Genomic DNA, 17,848 nt, shown 5'->3' with positions numbered 1-17,848 from the left:
GCCTGCCTGTGCATTCACATTTGCGTATGCGTCTTCAGAGTGACCGCTTTTGCAGCAGGTAGATATCCATGATCCAACCATGATCGGCTCGGGCCTGCGCGCGGGTGGTCAAGATGGTTTCGGCTACCTCATCTAGTGGGCCGTGGATCAGGATCTCTTCCTTCATGCCGACATAGGCGCCCCACCAGATATCGAACGCCTTCATATCCAGCGCTTGGAATGAACACTCGCCGTCTAGCATCACGGCCACCTTGGTGGCGTCCGAGGGCCAGCCTTCATCGCGGATGCGGCGGCCAGTGGTAACAACATAAGGCGCGCCGATATCGTTGATGGGAATGGTATGGGCTGCTGTCAGCGCTTGTAGCGCGGTAATCCCCGGAATCACGCGTTTGCGCGGTTGCGGGTCCAGCCGAGAGGCAATCCGAAGCGAGCTGTCATAAAGCGAGGGATCCCCCCAGATCAATAGGGCGATCTTTGAGGCCTCAGGATGTTCCGCCATCGCTTCTTGCCAGCGCAGTGCAATAGCATCGTGCCACTCGTCGACGCCTTGCAGATATCCGTCGTCCGAGCGGCGCTTGGGGATATCGAAATACGCGATCTGCGGAGGCATCTCAGTGACCTTGGCGATGATCTCCTCCCGCAGTCCGGCCAGATCGGCTTTGTTCTCACCCTTGCGCGGGATCAGGATCAGATCCGCCTCGCGGATTGCCTGCGCGCCTTGCAGGGTTACGTGATCGGGATTTCCGGTGCCAATTCCGACCAGGGACAGCTCATACATCCTCGAACTCCGCCAAGGGCCCATAGAGGATAAGGGCAGGGGCCGTTCCGATCTCGGATTTCAGCGTGTCGGCCAGCGCGCCAATGGTCGAGCGGTGCAGCTTCTGATCCGGTGTGGAAACGGATTCCGCCATCAGTGCAGGCGTATCCAGTGGCAGGCCGTTGGCGTGCAGGGCCTCGACCAGCAGCGGAAAGGTCCGTTTGCCCATGAACACAACGGTGGTCGCCGCAGCGTCCGCCAAAGCGGTCAGGTTCAGATCGGGGGGCAGTTGCCCGCTGACATCGTGGCCGGTGACAAACTGTACACGCCGGGCCGTCAGCCTGCGGGTCAGCGGAATACCGGCAGCGGCTGCGGCTGCGATGGCCGAGGGGATGCCGGGGATGATCTCATAGTCGATCCCGGCTGTACGCAGGGCGACGATCTCTTCCTCAAGCCGTCCGAACATGCCGCCATCACCGGATTTCAACCGCACGATACGTTGTCCGGTCTGCGCGTATTCCACGAGCAGGCGGCTGACATGATCCTGTTTCGGCGAGGGCCGCCCGGCCCGTTTGCCGACGCCCACAAGATCAGCATCCGGTTGCGCGTGGCTCAGAATCGGCCCGCTGCTCAGATCGTCGAACAGAACGGCGTCGGCCTTCTGCATCCGGTCCACGGCCTTCAGGGTCAGCAATTCCGGGTCTCCCGGACCGGACCCGATGAATGATACAAACCCACTCATGCCGAGGCCTCGGCGATCAGGTGAAAGAACGTACCAGTGACGTTGCCACGGCGCGATCCGGTCTGCGGGCCTTCATCCCCTTCGGCATCGAACACACGCGCCAGCGGTGCATCTGGCTGTTCGACGATCGAGGAATAGTGGAACTCGTGCCCCCGCAGCGATGCACCTTGCGCAAACCCTGGCATCGACGCCAGCAGTTCGGCCCGGCGATACCCCAGATTGAATTTGCGCTTCTGGTACGAGGTCTGCAGCCCCAGCAATCCAGCCATCTGGTGCGGCGCGCCCTCTTTGTCGATCAGAACCTCACCAAGGGCCATGTAGCCGCCGCATTCCCCATGCACCGGCTTGGTCTCCGCATGCTTCCGCAAACCGGTCAGGAACGTGTCCGCAGCAGCCAGAGTACCTGCGTGCAGCTCCGGATACCCACCCGGCAACCAAACCAGATCGGCATCATCAGACGGGGCTTCATTGGCCAATGGCGAAAACGGCCGGATCTCAGCCCCCGCCGCGCGCCATCCCTCCAACAGATGCGGATAGGTGAACGAAAAAGCCGCATCCCGGGCCAACGCGATTCGTTGCGCCGGAGGCCGCGGCAGCGCGGCTGACGATGGCCCTTTGGGGCCTGAGGAAGCCGCCAGTTTGATCGCTTCAAGGTCCACATGTTCCCGCAGGAATGCTGCGTATCCAACGATGGCACTTTCCAGATCGGGATGCTCAACCGCTTGAATCAGCCCCAGATGACGTTCCGGCAGAGTCAGGTCTCCGCGACGGGGCAATACACCCAGAACCGGCAGACCTGCCCGTTCCATACCCAACCGCGTCAACCGCTCATGCCGAGGGCTGGCGCAGCGGTTTAGGATCACTCCGGCAAAAGGCAGGTCAGGGTTGTACATCTTGAACCCCAGCGCAGTCGCCGCTGCCGATTGGGCCTGACCGCCCACGTCCAATACCAATACAACCGGCCAGCCCATGCGTTGCGCGGTTTCGGCGCTCGATCCGTGGCCCAGCTCTCCGGGTTTGGCGACGCCGTCAAACAAGCCCATCGAGCCTTCGGCCACCACGATATCCGCCCCTTCGGCCTGATCCGAGATCGCGCCAAGCAGCCCGTCGCCCATCGCCCAACTATCAAGGTTGAACGACGCCCGCCCTGCCGCTGCGCGGTGAAAGGCCGGGTCGATATAATCAGGGCCGCTCTTGAACGGCTGTACGGTGAGGCCATCCTCAGCCAGCGCCCGCAAAAGGCCCAGCATCACGGTGGTTTTGCCGGTCCCCGAAGAGGGGGCCGAGATCAGAATGCCCGGAGGGTTCGTCATCGAGTCATTCATCCTCGGGGCTCCAGCTTGACCACGGGCTGTCCGCACTTTGCGGGCGATAGCGACGGTCATAGTCTTTTGAGTACAGGCAGCTTTCGTCAAACCCTTCACCCGCCAGCGCAGGCCCGACCATAATCAGCGCGGTGCGCGAAATGCTTTCATCCAGAGCATCTTTGAGGGTGGCCAATGTCGCGCGGATGATCCGCTCATCCGGCCAGCTGGCCCGGTAGACGACCGCTACGGGGCAGTCCGCGCCATAGGCAGGGCTCAGATCGGCAATCACCTTGTCCAGATTGCCGATCGATAAATGAATGGCCAGTGTCGCGCCGGTGCGGGCGAAGTTCTCCAGTGTTTCGCCTTCGGGCATTGAGGACGCACGGCCCGGGGTCCGCGTCAGAACCACCGATTGCGCCAGGCCGGGCAGGGTCAACTCTGTGCCCAATGACGCCGCAGCCGCTGCGAAGGACGGCACGCCCGGGGTAACGCTGACGGGGATGCCCATCTCTTTCAGACGGCGGATTTGTTCACCCATCGCCGACCAGACCGACAGGTCGCCCGAATGCAGGCGTGCCACGTCTTGTCCGTCCTGATGCGCCGCGTCGATCTCGGCCATGATCTGATCCAGATCCATAGGCGCGGTGTTGATGATCTTCGCGCCTTCGGGACAATGGCTCAGGATCTCCTCGGGCACCAGAGATCCCGCATAGAGGCAAACGGGGCAGGAGGCGATAATATCGCGCCCGCGCAGGGTCAGTAGATCGGCAGCGCCCGGTCCGGCGCCAATGAAATGAACGGTCATGAGTGTCCTCCGATGGCAATGGCGCATGTCGCCAGCCGGTCGTCCGAGATATGTCTGGGTGAAAGAAGCCGCGCGCCAGTTCCGGCGGCGGCCAATGCGGATGCTTCGGCCACGCTGCCGGTGCCATAGGTGGCGCGGCTGCGGTTCGAGCATGTCAGGGTGCGTTGCCCGGCCAGATCGGCTGCGGCAACGAAATGCAAGGGCAGGGCAAGGGTTTCTGCGAAACTGGCCAGAGCCAGATGACCCTCTTTATCAGCAACGGTTGCCAGGGCTTGAACGTCATGCGCAGCGGCGGCGGCGTTATAGGCTGCACGCAGGCTGTCCACTGTCGCGCTTGATGAAAAGCCAAGGCCTGCAACGATCATAGCGTCACACTCCACTGCACGACCGGATAGGCCGATTTCCACCCACGCCGGGGGCCGAGTGGAGCCGATTGCGCGAGCTCAATCCGCAGAAGATCTCCCCCCAATTCTTCGTGCCAGCGGGCCAATAGCGCCTCGCTTTCCAGTGTAACGGCATTGGCGACCAACCGGGTGCCCGCAGGAAGGGCATCGCGGAGCCACGCCAAGAGATCGGCGCTGAGACCGCCTCCGATGAACACAACATCGGGCAGAGGCAGACCTGACAGCGCATCCGGCGCCGTGCCATGAATGACGTTCAACCGATCTTGCCCCAAAGCATCGGCATTGCGTCGAATGCGTTCGGCACGGTCGGCACGCGGTTCGATGGTTGTGGCCGTCAAGGTCGGATCACACATCAACCATTCAATGCTGATCGAGCCTGTACCGCCACCAATATCCCATAGATGCTCGCCGCGTTGCGGGGCCAGCGCCGACAGGGTGAGCGCTCGGATCGGGCGTTTGGTGATCTGGCCGTCGGTTTCGAAAATATCGTCGGGTTTACCGGATACCTTGGGGAAAACGCGCCCTTCGCCTGCAACCTCCAGCCCGACGCAGACCGGGTGATCGAACGTGCCCAGAAGCGCCTCGGTCAACGAGACCGAGCGCGCGCGTTCACGCGGGCCGCCCAATGCCTCCATCACGTGCAACTGGGTATCGGCGAACCCCGTCTCGGTCAGATAGGTCGCAAGTTCCGCAACGGCTGCACCATTGCGCAACAGGATGATCGCCCGCAGCCCCGGAGACAGGTGCGGTCGCAGACGCGTCAGAGGAGCGGCGTGCAGGCCAAAGGTCTGGGTGCCCTCCAACGGCCACCCCAAACGCGCGGCGGCCAGAGAAAAGGTGGATTGGCCGGGCCGGGCGGTCCACTCGGCAGCCTCGAAATTGCGTGCAATCACCGAACCCGCGCCGAACCAGAACGGATCGCCCGAGGCCAGAACCACCGTCGCGCGGCCCCGAAGCCCGGTCAGGATCGGCAGGCCGTCGGAGAAAGGCACTGGCCATTCGATCCGTTCAGCCCCTGTTTCCGGCACCAGTGACAGGTGGCGGGGCGGGCCCATGATGACCTCGGCCCGATCCAGCACTTGACGGTTTGCGGGCGACAGGCCATCAAGCCCATCTTCACCCAGACCCAGAACAGTCATCCACGGAGTATCAGACATGACCAACCTCCTGATCCCCAATGTGCTTATTCTGGGCGGCACGACCGAGGCGAACGCTTTGGCCAAAACTGTTTCCGAACAGGGCCTTGCGGCGACCTATTCCTACGCAGGCCGGGTCGAGAATCCGCGCCCGCAGCCTTTGCCGGTTCGGGTCGGCGGGTTTGGCGGCGTGCAGGGTCTGGTTGCTTATATCCGCGACAACGGGATCAGCCATGTGATTGACGCGACTCATCCATTCGCCTCGCAAATGAGCCGAAACGCGATTGAGGCCTGCCGTGCAGCGCAAACGCCAATGGCCGCGCTGACGCGACCCGCTTGGCGCGTGCAGCCCGGTGATGACTGGCGACACGTTCCCGATATCCCCGCCGCAGTTGATGCGTTGAACGTCGAGGCGCAGCGCGTGTTCCTTGCGGTTGGTCGGATGCACCTTGAGGAGTTCTCTGCCCAGCCCCAGCATCACTATCTGCTGCGTCTGGTCGATGCGCCCGAAGAGCTGCCCTTGCCGAATGCCGACGTGGTTGTCGCCCGCGGCCCGTTTGCCGAGGCTGACGACCGCGCGTTGATGCAGATGCACGGGACGCAGTTGGTTGTGTCCAAGAACGCAGGCGGCACGGGCGCGCGGGCCAAGCTGGATGCGGCGCGGGCGCTGAGCCTGCCAGTGCTGATGATCGACCGTCCGGTCCTGCCAGAGCGGACCGAGCTGTCGACGATTGCACAGGTTCTGGACTGGCTGGCTCATTCCGGGGTGAACCTCGGGGTGTAGACGATCGGCGCGCCGTCGCGCTCGATCACGCGTGTGCGCGATGATCCGACGATGACCACCGTCTGCATATCCGCCATTTCGGGCGTGGCCTCGGCCAGGGTGGAAATCCGGATCGCTTCGTCCTCGCGCGACACGGCGCGCGCGAACAGGATCAGACGTTCAGGCTCACATTCCTCGCGCAGGATTTCCAGCGTCTTTACAAATCCTTCTGGCCGCGACTTCGAGCGCGGATTGTAAAAGGCCATCGAGAAATCCGCCTGTGCCGCCAGACGCAACCGCTTTTCGATCAGCGACCAGGGCTTGAGGTTGTCGCTAAGGTTGATGGCGCAGAAATCATGCCCCATGGGCGCGCCGGCACGGGCAGACGCGGCCAGCATCGCCGTTATACCCGGCAGCACATCAATCTGAAGGTTGCGCCATTCTTCTGGACCGTTCTCCAGCGCTTCGAACACCGCAGCGGCCATCGCAAAGACACCCGGATCACCCGAGGACACAACAACCACGCGTTTCCCCTCAGCCGCCATCTGCAGCGCGTGTTGCGAACGATCGATCTCAACCCGGTTGTCACTGGCATGCACACTCAGGCCGGGGCGTTCGGCCACGCGCGCGACATAGGGGATGTAGCCGACCACATCGGTCGCCTCGGCCAGTGCAGCGGAGACTTCGGGCGTGACCAGGTCTTCATTTCCCGGCCCGAGGCCCGCGATCTTGACCCAGCCGCTCATGGCCGTCGCCCCTGACCGTGTACCAGAATGATCGAGAAATAGGGGGTGATCCCCTCACAATTCTCGGACAATTTGCAGACCCGCTGGTTTGGCATTTGCGCGTATTCCACGATCCACGCGCGATCATACATTCCGGCGGTCTTAAGCGCGCGCTTCACCTTGTCGATGTTGCGCCCGATCTTCATCACGACCAGTGCGTCGGTCTGCGCCATACGCTCGGCCAGAACCTCTTCGGGCAGGGTGGCGGCCAGAACGGTCAGGATGTCGTCGCCCCATGTGATCGGATCGCCGGTTGCTGTCCAAGCGCCGGACATGCCGGTAATGGCCGGGACGACCTCGACGGGGGCGATGTCGCGCAAACGGGTGTAGAGATGCATGAACGAGCCGTAGAAAAACGGGTCACCCTCGCACAGCACGACGACGTCTTCGCCCCTCTCAGCAAGAGCTTTCAGATGCTGCGCGCAGTCCTCGTAGAACGCGGCCAACAACTCGTTGTAGCGCGGATCGTTCAGAGGGATCTCGGTTGTGACGGGGTATTCCATCGGGAATTCTACCGCGCCTTCCGGGATCATACCGTTGACGATCTGGCGGGCCTGACCACTGCGGCCGGGTTTGCGGAAAAACGCCACATGGCGGGCATTGCGCAGCAGGCGGTCGGCCCGCACGCTCATCAGGTCGGGGTCACCGGGGCCGAGGCCAACGCCATATATCTTGCCGGCGCTCATTCGGCGCGGCTCGCGATGGCGTTGATGGCGGCGACTGTGATGGCGCTGCCACCGAGACGGCCTTTGACGATGCAGGACGGCACCGGCTGCGCCTCCCACAGGGCGTCCTTGGATTCGACCGCGCCGACGAAGCCCACAGGGCAACCGATGATGGCGGCGGGGCGCGGGCAGTTGGGGTCTTCCAGCATGTTCAGCAGGTGAAACAGGGCCGTCGGCGCGTTGCCGATGGCGACCACAGCGCCTGCCAGATGCGGGCGCCACAGCTCAAGCGCTGCGGCCGAGCGTGTGTTGCGCATCTCAGCGGCCAAAGGGCGCACACGCTCGTCATGCAGGGTGCAGATGACCTCATTCTCGGCGGGCAGGCGGAACCGGGTTACGCCCTCGCTGACCATGCGCGCGTCACACAGGATCGGCGCGCCTTTTTCCAGAGCGGTGCGTGCGGCACTGACGAAACCGGGTGAGAAATGGACGAACTCTTCCAGCCCGACCATGCCAGCCGCGTGGATCATCCGAACCGCGACCTGCTCTTCATCGGCGTCGAACCGGGCCAGATCGGCCTCGGACCGGATGGTTGCAAAGCTCTCCTTGTAGATCGCCGCGCCGTCGGTTTCGTATGTGTAGGGCATCAGTTGAAGTCCATCGTCATCAGTGTTTCGGGGGTCAGCCCGCGTAGGATTGGCTCATCCCCCGCACGGCCCTGTTTGACAAGATCAAATCGTCCGTTCTGGCCGACTAAAGTCACATCCGCGGGGCCCATCCGGGCGCACCCTTTGGAACACCCCGAAACATGAAGTGTGCCGGGTACAAGCGGGGCCAATTCGCGCGCGATATCGCGGGTTTCCGCTTGCGCCTGCGGGCAGAACGGAGCGCCGGGGCAGGCGTCAGTGGTCATAAGCGGGTCGGTGCCATCCGTGACAAAACCCGGTGCGGGTACCGCCGCCCCGCCTTCCAGCAGGATCAGTCGCCAAGGGGTGACACGCAGGGCAGAGGCGCCGCCGTCGCGGATCAGTGCGCGCAGCTCATTTGCTGGCAATTGCCCGAAGGCCGCACCGTAGAGGTTGCCCAGATCGCAAGTGCCTGGTTGTAACGACGCGCCAATTGGTCCGGGGTCGCGGCCCTGCCATTCCGCAGGCAGACCAAAAGCCGCCACGGCCCGGGCCATGCGGCGGGTGTCTGGTGTGAAGACCTCGGCAAACCATGTGGCCAGAGCAATCAGGTGATAAATGGCCCCGGCCTCGGAGACGACACGTCCGGTCTGCGCCCCATCTGCGCGCAGGATCAGACCTTCGGCGGAACGCTCCAACCGGATATCGGCCGAATCCGCCGCCAGCAGGCGCTCCGGTCCTGTATCTATGGCAAAGCCGAATTTGGCCGGCAGCGCGGGCAAATCGTTCAGGCGGTCGATCAATTCCTGCGTCAGCCGCGCGGTCAGATCGCCCGGCTGGTAGAGCGGTGAGACCAGAATGTTGCGCCGGACCTCAATACCCGGCTCCGCGTCCAACAGCCCAAGCGCGGACAGCTCGGACAGCAATGCCTGGTGTTCACTTTCCTGCACGCCGCGCAACTGCAGGTTCGCACGGTTGGTCAGGTCGATTGTGCCGTTGCCGAATTGCTGGGCCAGTTCACACAAGCCAAGCGCTTGTGGCGCGGTCAGCCGAGCCAGCCGAGGGCGCACGCGCACCACCAGCCCATCCCCAGACATCATCGGTCGGTGGGCGCCGGGGCACCAACCTTGGACGACTGGTTTTGGGGTGGACGCGCTCATCCCAGCCCCTCCAGATCCGCACGGATCGAGTTGCGCCGCGTATTCCACAAACCGGCATCCAGCAAGGCGCGGAACCGGTCCTGCATGGCCTGATGGGCCTGCGGATTGGCCTGCTGCAGGAAGGCATCCACATCTTCATCGCCCAGTGTGGCATCGTGGTAGAGGTCGAACAGATGCGGCGCAACGGTGCCCGACAGATGCGCAAACGAGGCCATGTGATCCAACGTCGCCGCGATCTCGGCCGCGCCCCGGAAGCCGTGCCGCTGCATCCCGGCGATCCAGTCCGGATTGGCAGCGCGGGCGTGGACAACGCGGCTGATCTCTTCCGGCAGGGTTCGGGCGCGTGGGTTTGCAGGGTTGGTATTGTCCAGATGATACAGCTGCGCGGTGCCGCCCGTAGCCTTCTTGGCGGCGGCAAAACCGGCCTCATGCGTGGCGTAGTCATTGGCCAGCAGCAGGTCTGTCTCGGTCAGGTCCTGCAGGTGAACAAAACTGTCGGCATGCGCCACGCGTTGTGTGATGCCCGCCTTATCCTGAACGATATTCTCGCCCTCCAGCGCAAAAGAGCTGGCCTCAAGCCATGCCTCACCCGCCTGCGCGCGGGCCTCTTCAGTATAGACCTCGGACAGCTGGGTCATGTTGACGCCATAGCTGCCGGGCGCGGGGCCGAACACACGGGCCGACGGGGCCTGACCGGCATAGGGGTTCCAGTCGGTCGCCTCATCCCGCGCCGCCAATGCGCGGATCGCCTGACCGTAAAGTGCCGAGAGGGTCGGGAAAACGTCCCGAAACAGGCCCGACACGCGCAGCGTCACGTCCAAGCGCGGGCGGCTGAGGTCGGTGATCGGCAGCACCTCGATCCCCGAGACCCGCTCAGAGCCTTTATCCCAGACCGGTTTCACGCCCAAAAGGTGCAGCGCCATGGCGAATTCCTCTCCCGCCGTGCGCATGGTGGCCGAGCCCCACAGATCGACGATCAGCCCCTTGGGATAGTCGCCTTCTTCCTGAAGGTGGCGGCGGACCAGTTCCTCGGCCAGTTTGACGCCTTGGGTGTAGGCCGCCCGCGTCGGCACCGAGCGGGGGTCGGTGGTATAGAGGTTCCGCCCGGTCGGCAGAACATCCGAGCGACCGCGATAGGGGGAACCGGACGGCCCGGCCTCGATCCGTTTCCCGGCCAGCGCGTCGATCAGAGCGTTGCGTTCCGCATGGGCCGAAGGCGCGGGGTCGAAAGTACCGGGAACCTCAGGCGCACGGCCATAGATATGCAGCCCGTCGCCGAACTGGCTTTCTTTGATATCGCAGACAAAGCGGTCGATGCGGGTAATCGCCTCGGCGGTGCAGGTGGCCTGATCGAGACCCAGATCGCTTTCCAACCCGATGGCTTGTGCCTCGTCGCGGATATTTTCCTGCAGGCGGTCACGGCGTTTGGGATCAAGCCCGTCTGCGTTCGAGAACTCATCAAGCAGAGACTCCAGACGTACCATACGATCTGGGGTGCCGCTTTCCTTCATAGGGGGCGGGATATGGCCCAGCGTCACGGCCCCGATCCGACGCTTGGCTTGCGCGGCCTCGCCTGGGTCGTTGACGATGAAGGGGTAGATCACTGGCAAGTCGCGGATCAGCGCCTCGGGCCAGCAATTCGCCGACAGAGCAACGGACTTGCCCGGAAGCCATTCCAGAGTGCCATGCGCGCCGATATGGATCAAAGCGTCTGCGCCCAGCCCCTTGCGCAGCCACAGATAGAAGGCGACGTAGCTGTGACGCGGGGTGCGAGACAGGTCGTGATAGTCGTCATTGCGCAGCTCGGGTGTGCCGCGTTCGGGCTGTAGAGCAACGAGCGCGTTGCCTCGGCGCAGGGCGGTGAAGTGGAACGCGCCTTCAGTAAAAACCGGGTCGTCTTCGGGCTTGCCCCAAACGGTTTGGAGATCGGCCCGCAGTTGCTCAGGCAGGTCAGCTAGGGCTGCCTGGTAATCTTCCAAAGACCATGAAATGCGCGCATCCAGCAGGGTTTCAGCAATTGGTTCGGCCGGTGCGGTGTTGTAGCCCTCGGCCTGAAGATCGGTCAGGATCGCCTCGGCCGAGGCCAGCGCGTCGAGCCCCACCGCATGCGCCATTTGCCAGTCTTTGCCGGGATAGGTCGACAGCACCAGCGCGGGCACCTGATCCGCCTTGGGCTTGTCATGCAGGGTCAGCCAGCCGGTGACACGGTCGATAATCGCTTCGATCCGTTCTTGCTCAGCCCGGTGGGCAAAGCGGGAATATTCCAGATGCGGATCACGCTTGCCCGGTTCCTTGAACGAGGCAATGCCCGCTGAAATGCGCCCGTCGACTTCGGGCAGCACCACATGCATGGCAAGATCGGCAGGGGAAAGGCCCCGTTCGGCCTCGGCCCAAGCCTTGCGGCGGGACGTGGCGAGGGCCATCTGAAACACGGGCACGCCCGCCGCGTCCAAAGGGGACGTACCCGATGCGCCTTTGCCCGAGAACGAGGTTGCGTTGATGATTGCCGAAGGCTTCAGCGCGACGATGTTGTCACGCAACCACTCAGCCGCAGCAGGAGCCTTGAGCGAAGGGGCGAAGAGACCTACGGCCTCGAACCCGCGATCTCGCAAGCTGCGGATCACGGTGGCGACAGGGGCCGTGTCCGCCGAGGTCAGATAGGCGCGATAGAAGGTGACGACGATACGTTTTGCGTCGCCCGCAAAGGCAGTCTCAACCGGGATCACGCCGCGATCAGGACACCACGCGCCAGATTCGGGCAGGGTTTTAGCCCCCATAACAGGGCCGGCATAAAGCCCCGCCGCCAACGCCATCTGCGCCAAGGCGGCCTGTGCCGCGACTTCGCCGCCTGTGTCGCAGAGATGTGCCAGACGGCGCAGGGTCGAGACGGGCAGGGTGGAATAGTCATCCAGCCGCGGGTCCTCACGCCCGTCGGCGGGTAGGACGGCCAACGCGATGCCCTTGGCCTTCGCCAGCGACAGCACTTGCTGCAGCCCGTAAGCCCAGTAAGGCACGCCGCCAATCAGGCGGATCAGAATGCCCTTCGCACCCTCCAGCGTCTGCTCCACGTAGGTGTCGACGGACAGAGGATGTTTCAACGCCGTCAGGTTCGCCAACCGCATCGTGGGCATACGCCCATCCGGCCCGCCACCGCGATGCCAGCCCGCCGCGAAAGCGCCAAGGTCGCTGTCCGAGAAGGACAGCACCACCAAATCCGCCGGGCTCTGGCCCAGATCGGTTGGGATTTCCGTTTCTTCTAACCCGTGGCTTTCGCGGAAGACGACGTGCATGGGCCTTACTCGGCGGCCTCGGTCACACCCGCGAGGATATCGCGGATTTCCGCTTCTTTGATATCGTCATGCTCGGCGATCACCACCATGCGCGAGCGGCGTTCCTCACCGGGGCCCCATGGACGGTCGTATTGATGACGCACACGGGCACCCACGGCCTGCACCAGCAGGCGCATCGGCTTGCCTTGCACGGCGGCATAGCCTTTGACGCGCAGGATGTTCAGCTCATTGGCCAGACGTTCGATCTTGGCGACCAAATCGGCAGGATCGGACTGTTCCGGCAGATCAACGATGATGCTTTCGAAATCGTCATGCTCGTGATCGTGGTGACCGTCGTGATGCGAAGGACGAGCGTCCATGTCATCCTCGGCTGCGGCCTCAAGACCCAGAACGACGCGCACATCCACGGCGCCTTCGGCCACTTCGACAACGGGCAGCGGGCGAGGGGCCTCGGCGGCGATGATCTCTTTGGCTTTTGCCACGCCTTCGGGACCGGCCAGATCAGGCTTGGTCAGCAGGATGATATCGGCGCAGGAAATCTGATCCTCAAACACCTCGGATAAGGGCGTTTCATGGTCGATCGAGTCATCAGCCATGCGCTGAGCGTCCACCGCTTCGACATTCGGAGCAAAGCGACCAGCGGCGACGGCCTCGGCATCGGCCAGCGCGATCACGCCATCAACAGTGATTTTCGATCGGATATCGGGCCAGTCGAACGCCTTCAGCAGCGGCTTGGGCAGGGCGAGGCCCGAGGTTTCGATCAGGATGTGATCGGGGCGCGGCTCCAGCGCCATAAGGGCTTCGATGGTCGGGATGAAATCATCGGCCACAGTGCAGCAGATGCAGCCGTTCGCCAGTTCCATGATGTTTTCCGCCGGACAATCCGGGATCGCGCAGGATTTCAGGATATCGCCATCGACGCCGACATCGCCGAACTCATTAACAACCACGGCCAGACGCTTGCCTTGCGGGTTCTGCATCAGGTGCTTAACGAGAGTTGTTTTGCCCGAGCCCAAGAAGCCAGTGATCACGGTGACGGGGAGTTTTTCCAAGTTGCTCATTTCAGGGCTCCAATCGGGGGAATACGGGCTGCGCAGTTTTTGCGGAAGTGTTCAGGGCGCTCACGCCATTTGACCAAGCCGTCCTCGGTCGCGAGGTACTTGGTGGCGCCGTCCACGATCACGTCGACATGGTCGGTTTCGTTCAGATGTTCATAGACGAAGGTCCAGCGTTCCGGGCCGCCACGCAGCACGATGGAACAGCCCTCGTTGCAGTTGGATAAACACTCCACGGCTTTAAGGGTTATCCCTTCCGGCAGGTCCGCCTGTTCAAGCGCCTTGTGCAACAGGGTGCCGGGGCGTTTCGCGTCGTCTTCAACGGGCAGTCCGCGACGACAGGTGGTGCAAACCAGCAATTCGACCGGAGCGGTCTCGGTCATGTCTCTCATCCCCCCAAATCCTCATCGTGGGGGACGGGGTTTCATGCGGGTCCCTTGACCCGACACCGGAACACCCCGTCCGGTTTCATCTTCGGGCGCTGGCAGGTCTCCCGGCTTGCGGATGTCAGAGGCGTCCTCTGTCGGATGTCCCGCCTTCCCGGCTTTGCGCCAGTGGCTCGGGCACCCTCTCCGGTCACGGTCGCGGGGGCGGCTGCGTTTGGCGGAAAACCCGTTGACGCATTCCCTTTTCATCTGCTCTCACAGACACCAACAGGAGGCTCATGCGGCACCGACCCTCAGCTTGTCAAGCGCGATGCAGTCCAGACCGCTGTGGTGCGTTGAAAAGCGACCTGCCAGCGTCGCTAGGCGGCATGAATCGGGCGCTGAGGCGTGGTCGCATGGCCTTAGGGCGCAAACGGAGGCGAAATCCATGAAAGTAGGTTTTATCGGGCTTGGGAATGTGGGCGGCAAGCTGTCGGGGTCATTGCTGCGTAATGGAATCGACCTGACGGTTCATGACCTGAGTTCCGATCTGGTTGAGGCCTTCGTCGCGCAGGGGGCCAAAGCGGCTGATAGCCCGGCCCAGATGATGCGCGATTGCGATGCCGTGATCACCTGCCTGCCGTCGCCTGCGGCTTCGGACGCGGTGATGCAAGAGATGCTGCCCGAGGTTGGTCCAGGTAAGATCTGGATGGAGATGTCCACCACCGACGAGGCTGAGGTCAAGCGGTTGGGGGCTTTGGTTTTGGAGCGCGGAGGGGCCGCAGTCGATTGCCCTGTCTCGGGTGGCTGTCACCGCGCGGCGACGGGCAATATCTCGATCTTCGCTGGCTGCGACCGCGACACGTTCGAACTTATCTTGCCCTTCCTGACCACCATGGGGCGGCGCGTTCTGCACACCGGAGAGCTCGGCTCGGCCTCGGTTCTGAAGGTGCTGACCAACTATCTTGCCACGGCCAACCTGATCACCTGTGCCGAAGCGCTGGTCACCGCCAAGGCCGCCGGTATGGATTTGAACACCACCTATGAGGCCATCAAAATCTCGTCAGGGACCTCGTTCGTGCACGAAACGGAAAGCCAGGTGATCCTGAACGGTTCGCGCGATATTTCGTTTACGATGGATTTGGTGAAAAAGGATATCGGCCTCTTTCAGGACGTCGCCGACCGCGCCGGTGTTCCGCTGGAAATCAATCCGGTGATGATCAAGATCTTTGAGGATGGCATCGCCCGGTTTGGCGAGCGTGAGTTGTCGCCAAACATCATCAAACGCCTGGAGGAGGCCACGGGCTTGGACATCCGCGCACCGGGTTTTCCTACGGAAATGCAGGACGATGAGCCGGAAGAACCAGGGTACGAGGTTGTGCCTCAGGGGCGTTCCTCCTGAAAACTGATTTCCGAAGACGGTATTTAGAGGAAGGGGATGTGGAGGCGAGTACCGGAATCGAACCGGTGTACACGGATTTGCAATCCGCTGCGTCACCACTCCGCCAACTCGCCTTTTCAAGTAAAATCAAATACTTGCCGTGGTGTGGTGGGCGTTTTAGCAGCTTTCATCGGGGGCGTCCAGAGGATTGCCGTCGATTTTGGGCCGCAAATCAATATTTGTGGGCGGCCGGTCTAAACGGATCGTGAACCAGGCTTGCGGCATCTGGGCCGTTGTCGAGACAGGTCGAGTGTGGCACAAGCCATTTATCCAAGGGATTGAAAAGAGAGATCAGATGTCAGATTTCGCAGCCCGGCGCCGCACCATGGTTGATACGCAGGTACGACCCTCGGATGTGACCAAGTTTCCAATTATCGACGCGATGCTGTCCGTTCCGCGTGAAAGCTTTGTGCCAACTGCACAGCGCGAAGCGGCCTATGTCGAAGGGTTGATCGATCTGGGCAACAACCGCTGCATTCTTGAGCCGCGCACTCTAGCCAAGATGTTGGATGCGCTGAATATCTCCAATGAAGAAATGGTCCTCGATATCGCGTCGGCCTACGGGTATTCGACCGCAATCGCCGCTCGAATGGCGCAGCTGGTGGTAGGCGTCGAATCCGACGAACATCTTGCCTCTGAGGCGCAAAGCGTGCTGACGGAAGAAAACGTCGATAATGCCGTCATCCATGTAGGTCCTCTTGAAGAAGGGGCTGCCGAGCATGGCCCTTATGACGTGATTATGATACAAGGTGGTGTCGAACATGTGCCCGACGCGGTGCTGGACCAATTGAAGGATCAGGGCCGGATCGCATGTCTATTTGTGGACGGGCAACTGGGTACGGTTCGCATCGGTCGCAAGGCCGGTGGTGTGGTCAGTTGGCGGGATGCCTTCAACGCCAGTGCGCTGGTTTTGGACGGTTTTTCCCAAGAGTGTGCATTTTCGCTATAGTCCGCTGACTGTTGTTTCCACCACCTTGATTAGTTGAACATAAAGACGCAAACTGCCGGAGAGGCAGCGTAATTTCGATTTGAGAGGATTTGGTATGCGTGGAAAGACAGCGGGAAAGCTGGTCAAAGCGCTTGCAGTGACTGCGGCCATTGCCCTGAGTACTGTTCCCGGACGGGCCGTCTGGGCTGACAATCTGACAGATGCGTTCATCGGAGCGTATAACACCAGCGGTCTGCTGGAACAGAACCGAGCCCTGTTGCGGGCAGCGGATGAAGACGTAGCAATTGCACTTTCCGCGCTGCGCCCGATCATCAACTGGACGGTTCAGGTCAGTCAGGATTACACGAGAACAAGAACTGACTCCGTCAGAACAAGCACCGACCCGTCGCGATTCTTCTCGGGTCTGACGCTCAGCCAGCTTTTGTATGATGGCGGGGCATCGGTGCTGGGCAAGCAGTCCGCACAGGAAACGGTTCTGTCGACGCGCCAGTCGCTGATCGATATCGAGCAGCAAGTTCTTTTCCGGGCCGCAACCGCGTATCTGAGCGTCCTGCTGCAAGAAGAAACAGTTCAGATTCGGCAAAACAACGTCGATCTGTCGAGCGAGGAACTTCGGGCCTCGAATGACCGCTTCGAAGTGGGTGAAGTCACGCGTACCGACGTGGCTCTTTCTGAGGCGCAGCTGGCCAGTTCGCGCGCGGATCTTGCGGATGCCAAAGGGGATCTCAGCACTGCTCAGGCCGAATATGTGAATGCGGTCGGCAAACTGCCGGGGCGTACGGCTGGGCAGCCGGGGCTTCCGAATCTCCCACGCTCGCAATCCGAGGCAATCAGCCTCGCGCAGCGCAATCACCCGGCGATTCTATCGGCTCAGCACCAGGTGCGGGCGCTGGATTTGATCGTGCAGCAACAACGCGCCAACCTTGGGCCCAATGTCAGCCTGAACGCGGATGCGGGTGTGACGCAGCGATATGACAATGATGACTACATCAACGACGCCACGGTTTCGCTGAACTTCAACCAGCCGATCTATGCAGGCGGTCGTCTTGCAGCCAACGTACGTCGCGCGATGGCAACCCGGGATTCGTCGCGGGCCAATCTGCTGAACGTGCAGAAGAACATCACGCAAGGCGTGACAGATGCCTTTGTTCGGTTCCAAACGGCAACGGCCAGCCTGACGGCCTCGACCGAGCGGGTCCGGGCCTCGCAAGTGGCCTTTGACGGGATTCGCGAAGAGGCGACGCTGGGCGCGCGAACCACGCTGGACGTGCTGACCGCTCAGCAGGATCTTCTGGATGCCCAATTGGCCGAGGTGGCCTCGCGCACGGAACGGTCATTGGCGGCATACCAGCTGCTGCAGGCGCAAGGCCTTCTGACGGCTGAACGTCTGGGGCTTGCGGTGCAGATCTATGATCCGACGCTGTACTACAATCTGGTCAAAAAGGCTCCGGCGCAGGTCAGCAAGCAAAGCAAGGATCTAGATCGCGTTCTCAAAGCGTTGCGGCGGGACTGATCTATACTACTGGTTGTGACGCCCGACGTGTTTGGCTACACTTGGTCTCAAGAATAGAGCGGTAGAGAACAATGTCGGATAGCGT

The 17,848-nt window shown here is 62.1% G+C and carries 17 protein-coding genes, 1 tRNA gene and 1 riboswitch; of the genes, 4 read left to right on the top strand and 14 right to left on the bottom strand.

Annotated elements, in window-relative coordinates; all coding sequences use genetic code 11:
- Window positions 1-34 precede the first annotated feature (34 nt).
- Genes cobF through cbiE form a run of 6 tightly spaced genes read right to left on the bottom strand, consistent with a single transcriptional unit; the run spans window position 35 to window position 5,172 of the window.
- Window positions 35-778, bottom strand: coding sequence for a precorrin-6A synthase (deacetylating) (gene cobF, locus ACRZ95_RS03555; protein WP_170676623.1), 744 nt, complete (start codon window positions 776-778; stop codon window positions 35-37).
- Complete coding sequence (cobA, locus tag ACRZ95_RS03550; RefSeq protein ID WP_170676621.1) at window positions 771-1,499, bottom strand: uroporphyrinogen-III C-methyltransferase; 729 nt, start codon at window positions 1,497-1,499, stop codon at window positions 771-773. Before cobA ends, cobF begins: the two co-directional genes overlap by 8 nt.
- On the bottom strand, window positions 1,496-2,824 hold the full coding sequence (locus ACRZ95_RS03545) for a cobyrinic acid a,c-diamide synthase CobB (protein WP_480554519.1): 1,329 nt from the start codon (window positions 2,822-2,824) through the stop codon (window positions 1,496-1,498). The genes cobA and ACRZ95_RS03545 overlap by 4 nt, the downstream gene beginning before the upstream one ends.
- On the bottom strand, window positions 2,817-3,611 hold the full coding sequence (gene cobM, locus ACRZ95_RS03540) for a precorrin-4 C(11)-methyltransferase (protein WP_170676619.1): 795 nt from the start codon (window positions 3,609-3,611) through the stop codon (window positions 2,817-2,819). The genes ACRZ95_RS03545 and cobM overlap by 8 nt, the downstream gene beginning before the upstream one ends.
- The gene (locus ACRZ95_RS03535) at window positions 3,608-3,976 is read right to left on the bottom strand and encodes a cobalamin biosynthesis protein (protein ID WP_170676617.1); all 369 of its coding nucleotides are present in this window, start codon (window positions 3,974-3,976) and stop codon (window positions 3,608-3,610) included. Before ACRZ95_RS03535 ends, cobM begins: the two co-directional genes overlap by 4 nt.
- Window positions 3,973-5,172 carry a precorrin-6y C5,15-methyltransferase (decarboxylating) subunit CbiE gene (gene cbiE / locus ACRZ95_RS03530; protein ID WP_170676615.1) on the bottom strand — a complete coding sequence of 400 codons (1,200 nt, stop codon included), beginning with the start codon at window positions 5,170-5,172 and terminating at the stop codon, window positions 3,973-3,975. The genes ACRZ95_RS03535 and cbiE overlap by 4 nt, the downstream gene beginning before the upstream one ends.
- Here cbiE and ACRZ95_RS03525 point away from each other — a divergent pair.
- Window positions 5,171-5,935 (top strand): cobalt-precorrin-6A reductase, encoded by a 765-nt coding sequence (locus ACRZ95_RS03525; protein WP_170676613.1) that lies wholly within the window; start codon window positions 5,171-5,173, stop codon window positions 5,933-5,935. The two genes, cbiE and ACRZ95_RS03525, sit on opposite strands and share 2 nt — an antisense overlap.
- On the opposite strand, the gene cobJ is transcribed toward ACRZ95_RS03525, so the two are convergent.
- From cobJ to ACRZ95_RS03490, 7 genes are read right to left on the bottom strand one after another with little or no spacing between them, the layout of a single operon-like run.
- Entirely contained in the window at window positions 5,908-6,660 is a 753-nt protein-coding gene (gene cobJ, locus ACRZ95_RS03520; RefSeq protein ID WP_170676611.1) for a precorrin-3B C(17)-methyltransferase, read from the bottom strand. The genes ACRZ95_RS03525 and cobJ overlap by 28 nt on opposite strands.
- Window positions 6,657-7,385, bottom strand: a complete 729-nt coding sequence (locus ACRZ95_RS03515; RefSeq protein ID WP_170488651.1) for a precorrin-2 C(20)-methyltransferase — start codon at window positions 7,383-7,385, stop codon at window positions 6,657-6,659. Before ACRZ95_RS03515 ends, cobJ begins: the two co-directional genes overlap by 4 nt.
- Window positions 7,382-8,011, bottom strand: coding sequence for a precorrin-8X methylmutase (locus ACRZ95_RS03510; protein ID WP_170676609.1), 630 nt, complete (start codon window positions 8,009-8,011; stop codon window positions 7,382-7,384). Before ACRZ95_RS03510 ends, ACRZ95_RS03515 begins: the two co-directional genes overlap by 4 nt.
- The gene (gene cobG, locus ACRZ95_RS03505) at window positions 8,011-9,150 is read right to left on the bottom strand and encodes a precorrin-3B synthase (RefSeq protein WP_170676607.1); all 1,140 of its coding nucleotides are present in this window, start codon (window positions 9,148-9,150) and stop codon (window positions 8,011-8,013) included. The genes ACRZ95_RS03510 and cobG overlap by 1 nt, the downstream gene beginning before the upstream one ends.
- A complete protein-coding gene (cobN, locus tag ACRZ95_RS03500) occupies window positions 9,147-12,440 on the bottom strand; it encodes a cobaltochelatase subunit CobN (RefSeq protein ID WP_170676604.1) in 3,294 nt (1,097 codons plus the stop codon). The genes cobG and cobN overlap by 4 nt, the downstream gene beginning before the upstream one ends.
- A 5-nt stretch (window positions 12,441-12,445) precedes the next feature.
- A complete protein-coding gene (gene cobW, locus ACRZ95_RS03495) occupies window positions 12,446-13,501 on the bottom strand; it encodes a cobalamin biosynthesis protein CobW (protein ID WP_170676602.1) in 1,056 nt (351 codons plus the stop codon).
- The gene (locus tag ACRZ95_RS03490) at window positions 13,498-13,878 is read right to left on the bottom strand and encodes a DUF1636 domain-containing protein (RefSeq protein ID WP_170676600.1); all 381 of its coding nucleotides are present in this window, start codon (window positions 13,876-13,878) and stop codon (window positions 13,498-13,500) included. Before ACRZ95_RS03490 ends, cobW begins: the two co-directional genes overlap by 4 nt.
- An 83-nt stretch (window positions 13,879-13,961) precedes the next feature.
- Window positions 13,962-14,165: riboswitch (cobalamin riboswitch) on the bottom strand.
- 26 nt (window positions 14,166-14,191) lie between these two features.
- On the opposite strand from ACRZ95_RS03490, the gene ACRZ95_RS03485 reads away from it, so the two are divergent.
- Window positions 14,192-15,262 (top strand): NAD(P)-dependent oxidoreductase, encoded by a 1,071-nt coding sequence (locus tag ACRZ95_RS03485; protein WP_480554516.1) that lies wholly within the window; start codon window positions 14,192-14,194, stop codon window positions 15,260-15,262.
- A 39-nt stretch (window positions 15,263-15,301) separates the two neighbouring features.
- Here the strand turns inward: ACRZ95_RS03485 and ACRZ95_RS03480 are convergent.
- Window positions 15,302-15,375: transfer RNA gene (locus tag ACRZ95_RS03480), tRNA-Cys, on the bottom strand.
- A gap of 221 nt (window positions 15,376-15,596) precedes the next feature.
- Between ACRZ95_RS03480 and ACRZ95_RS03475 the strand changes: the two genes are divergently transcribed.
- On the top strand, window positions 15,597-16,250 hold the full coding sequence (locus tag ACRZ95_RS03475) for a protein-L-isoaspartate O-methyltransferase family protein (RefSeq protein WP_170676598.1): 654 nt from the start codon (window positions 15,597-15,599) through the stop codon (window positions 16,248-16,250).
- A gap of 94 nt (window positions 16,251-16,344) precedes the next feature.
- The gene (locus tag ACRZ95_RS03470; RefSeq protein ID WP_170676596.1) at window positions 16,345-17,763 is read left to right on the top strand and encodes a TolC family outer membrane protein; all 1,419 of its coding nucleotides are present in this window, start codon (window positions 16,345-16,347) and stop codon (window positions 17,761-17,763) included.
- Window positions 17,764-17,848: the final 85 nt, after the last annotated feature.

Source organism: Ruegeria sp. AI3, from assembly GCF_056541245.1.
This window is presented reverse-complemented; position numbering and strand designations above follow the sequence as displayed.

Coding starts and splice junctions, on each gene's coding strand:
- cobF (WP_170676623.1), bottom strand. CDS start 778: ATGTATGAGCTGTCCCTGGTCGGAATTGGCACCGGAAATCCCGATCAC.
- cobA (WP_170676621.1), bottom strand. CDS start 1,499: ATGAGTGGGTTTGTATCATTCATCGGGTCCGGTCCGGGAGACCCGGAA.
- ACRZ95_RS03545 (WP_480554519.1), bottom strand. CDS start 2,824: ATGAATGACTCGATGACGAACCCTCCGGGCATTCTGATCTCGGCCCCC.
- cobM (WP_170676619.1), bottom strand. CDS start 3,611: ATGACCGTTCATTTCATTGGCGCCGGACCGGGCGCTGCCGATCTACTG.
- ACRZ95_RS03535 (WP_170676617.1), bottom strand. CDS start 3,976: ATGATCGTTGCAGGCCTTGGCTTTTCATCAAGCGCGACAGTGGACAGC.
- ACRZ95_RS03525 (WP_170676613.1), top strand. CDS start 5,171: ATGACCAACCTCCTGATCCCCAATGTGCTTATTCTGGGCGGCACGACC.
- cbiE (WP_170676615.1), bottom strand. CDS start 5,172: ATGTCTGATACTCCGTGGATGACTGTTCTGGGTCTGGGTGAAGATGGG.
- cobJ (WP_170676611.1), bottom strand. CDS start 6,660: ATGAGCGGCTGGGTCAAGATCGCGGGCCTCGGGCCGGGAAATGAAGAC.
- ACRZ95_RS03515 (WP_170488651.1), bottom strand. CDS start 7,385: ATGAGCGCCGGCAAGATATATGGCGTTGGCCTCGGCCCCGGTGACCCC.
- ACRZ95_RS03510 (WP_170676609.1), bottom strand. CDS start 8,011: ATGCCCTACACATACGAAACCGACGGCGCGGCGATCTACAAGGAGAGC.
- cobG (WP_170676607.1), bottom strand. CDS start 9,150: ATGAGCGCGTCCACCCCAAAACCAGTCGTCCAAGGTTGGTGCCCCGGC.
- cobN (WP_170676604.1), bottom strand. CDS start 12,440: ATGCACGTCGTCTTCCGCGAAAGCCACGGGTTAGAAGAAACGGAAATC.
- cobW (WP_170676602.1), bottom strand. CDS start 13,501: ATGAGCAACTTGGAAAAACTCCCCGTCACCGTGATCACTGGCTTCTTG.
- ACRZ95_RS03490 (WP_170676600.1), bottom strand. CDS start 13,878: ATGACCGAGACCGCTCCGGTCGAATTGCTGGTTTGCACCACCTGTCGT.
- ACRZ95_RS03485 (WP_480554516.1), top strand. CDS start 14,192: ATGCAGTCCAGACCGCTGTGGTGCGTTGAAAAGCGACCTGCCAGCGTC.
- ACRZ95_RS03475 (WP_170676598.1), top strand. CDS start 15,597: ATGTCAGATTTCGCAGCCCGGCGCCGCACCATGGTTGATACGCAGGTA.
- ACRZ95_RS03470 (WP_170676596.1), top strand. CDS start 16,345: ATGCGTGGAAAGACAGCGGGAAAGCTGGTCAAAGCGCTTGCAGTGACT.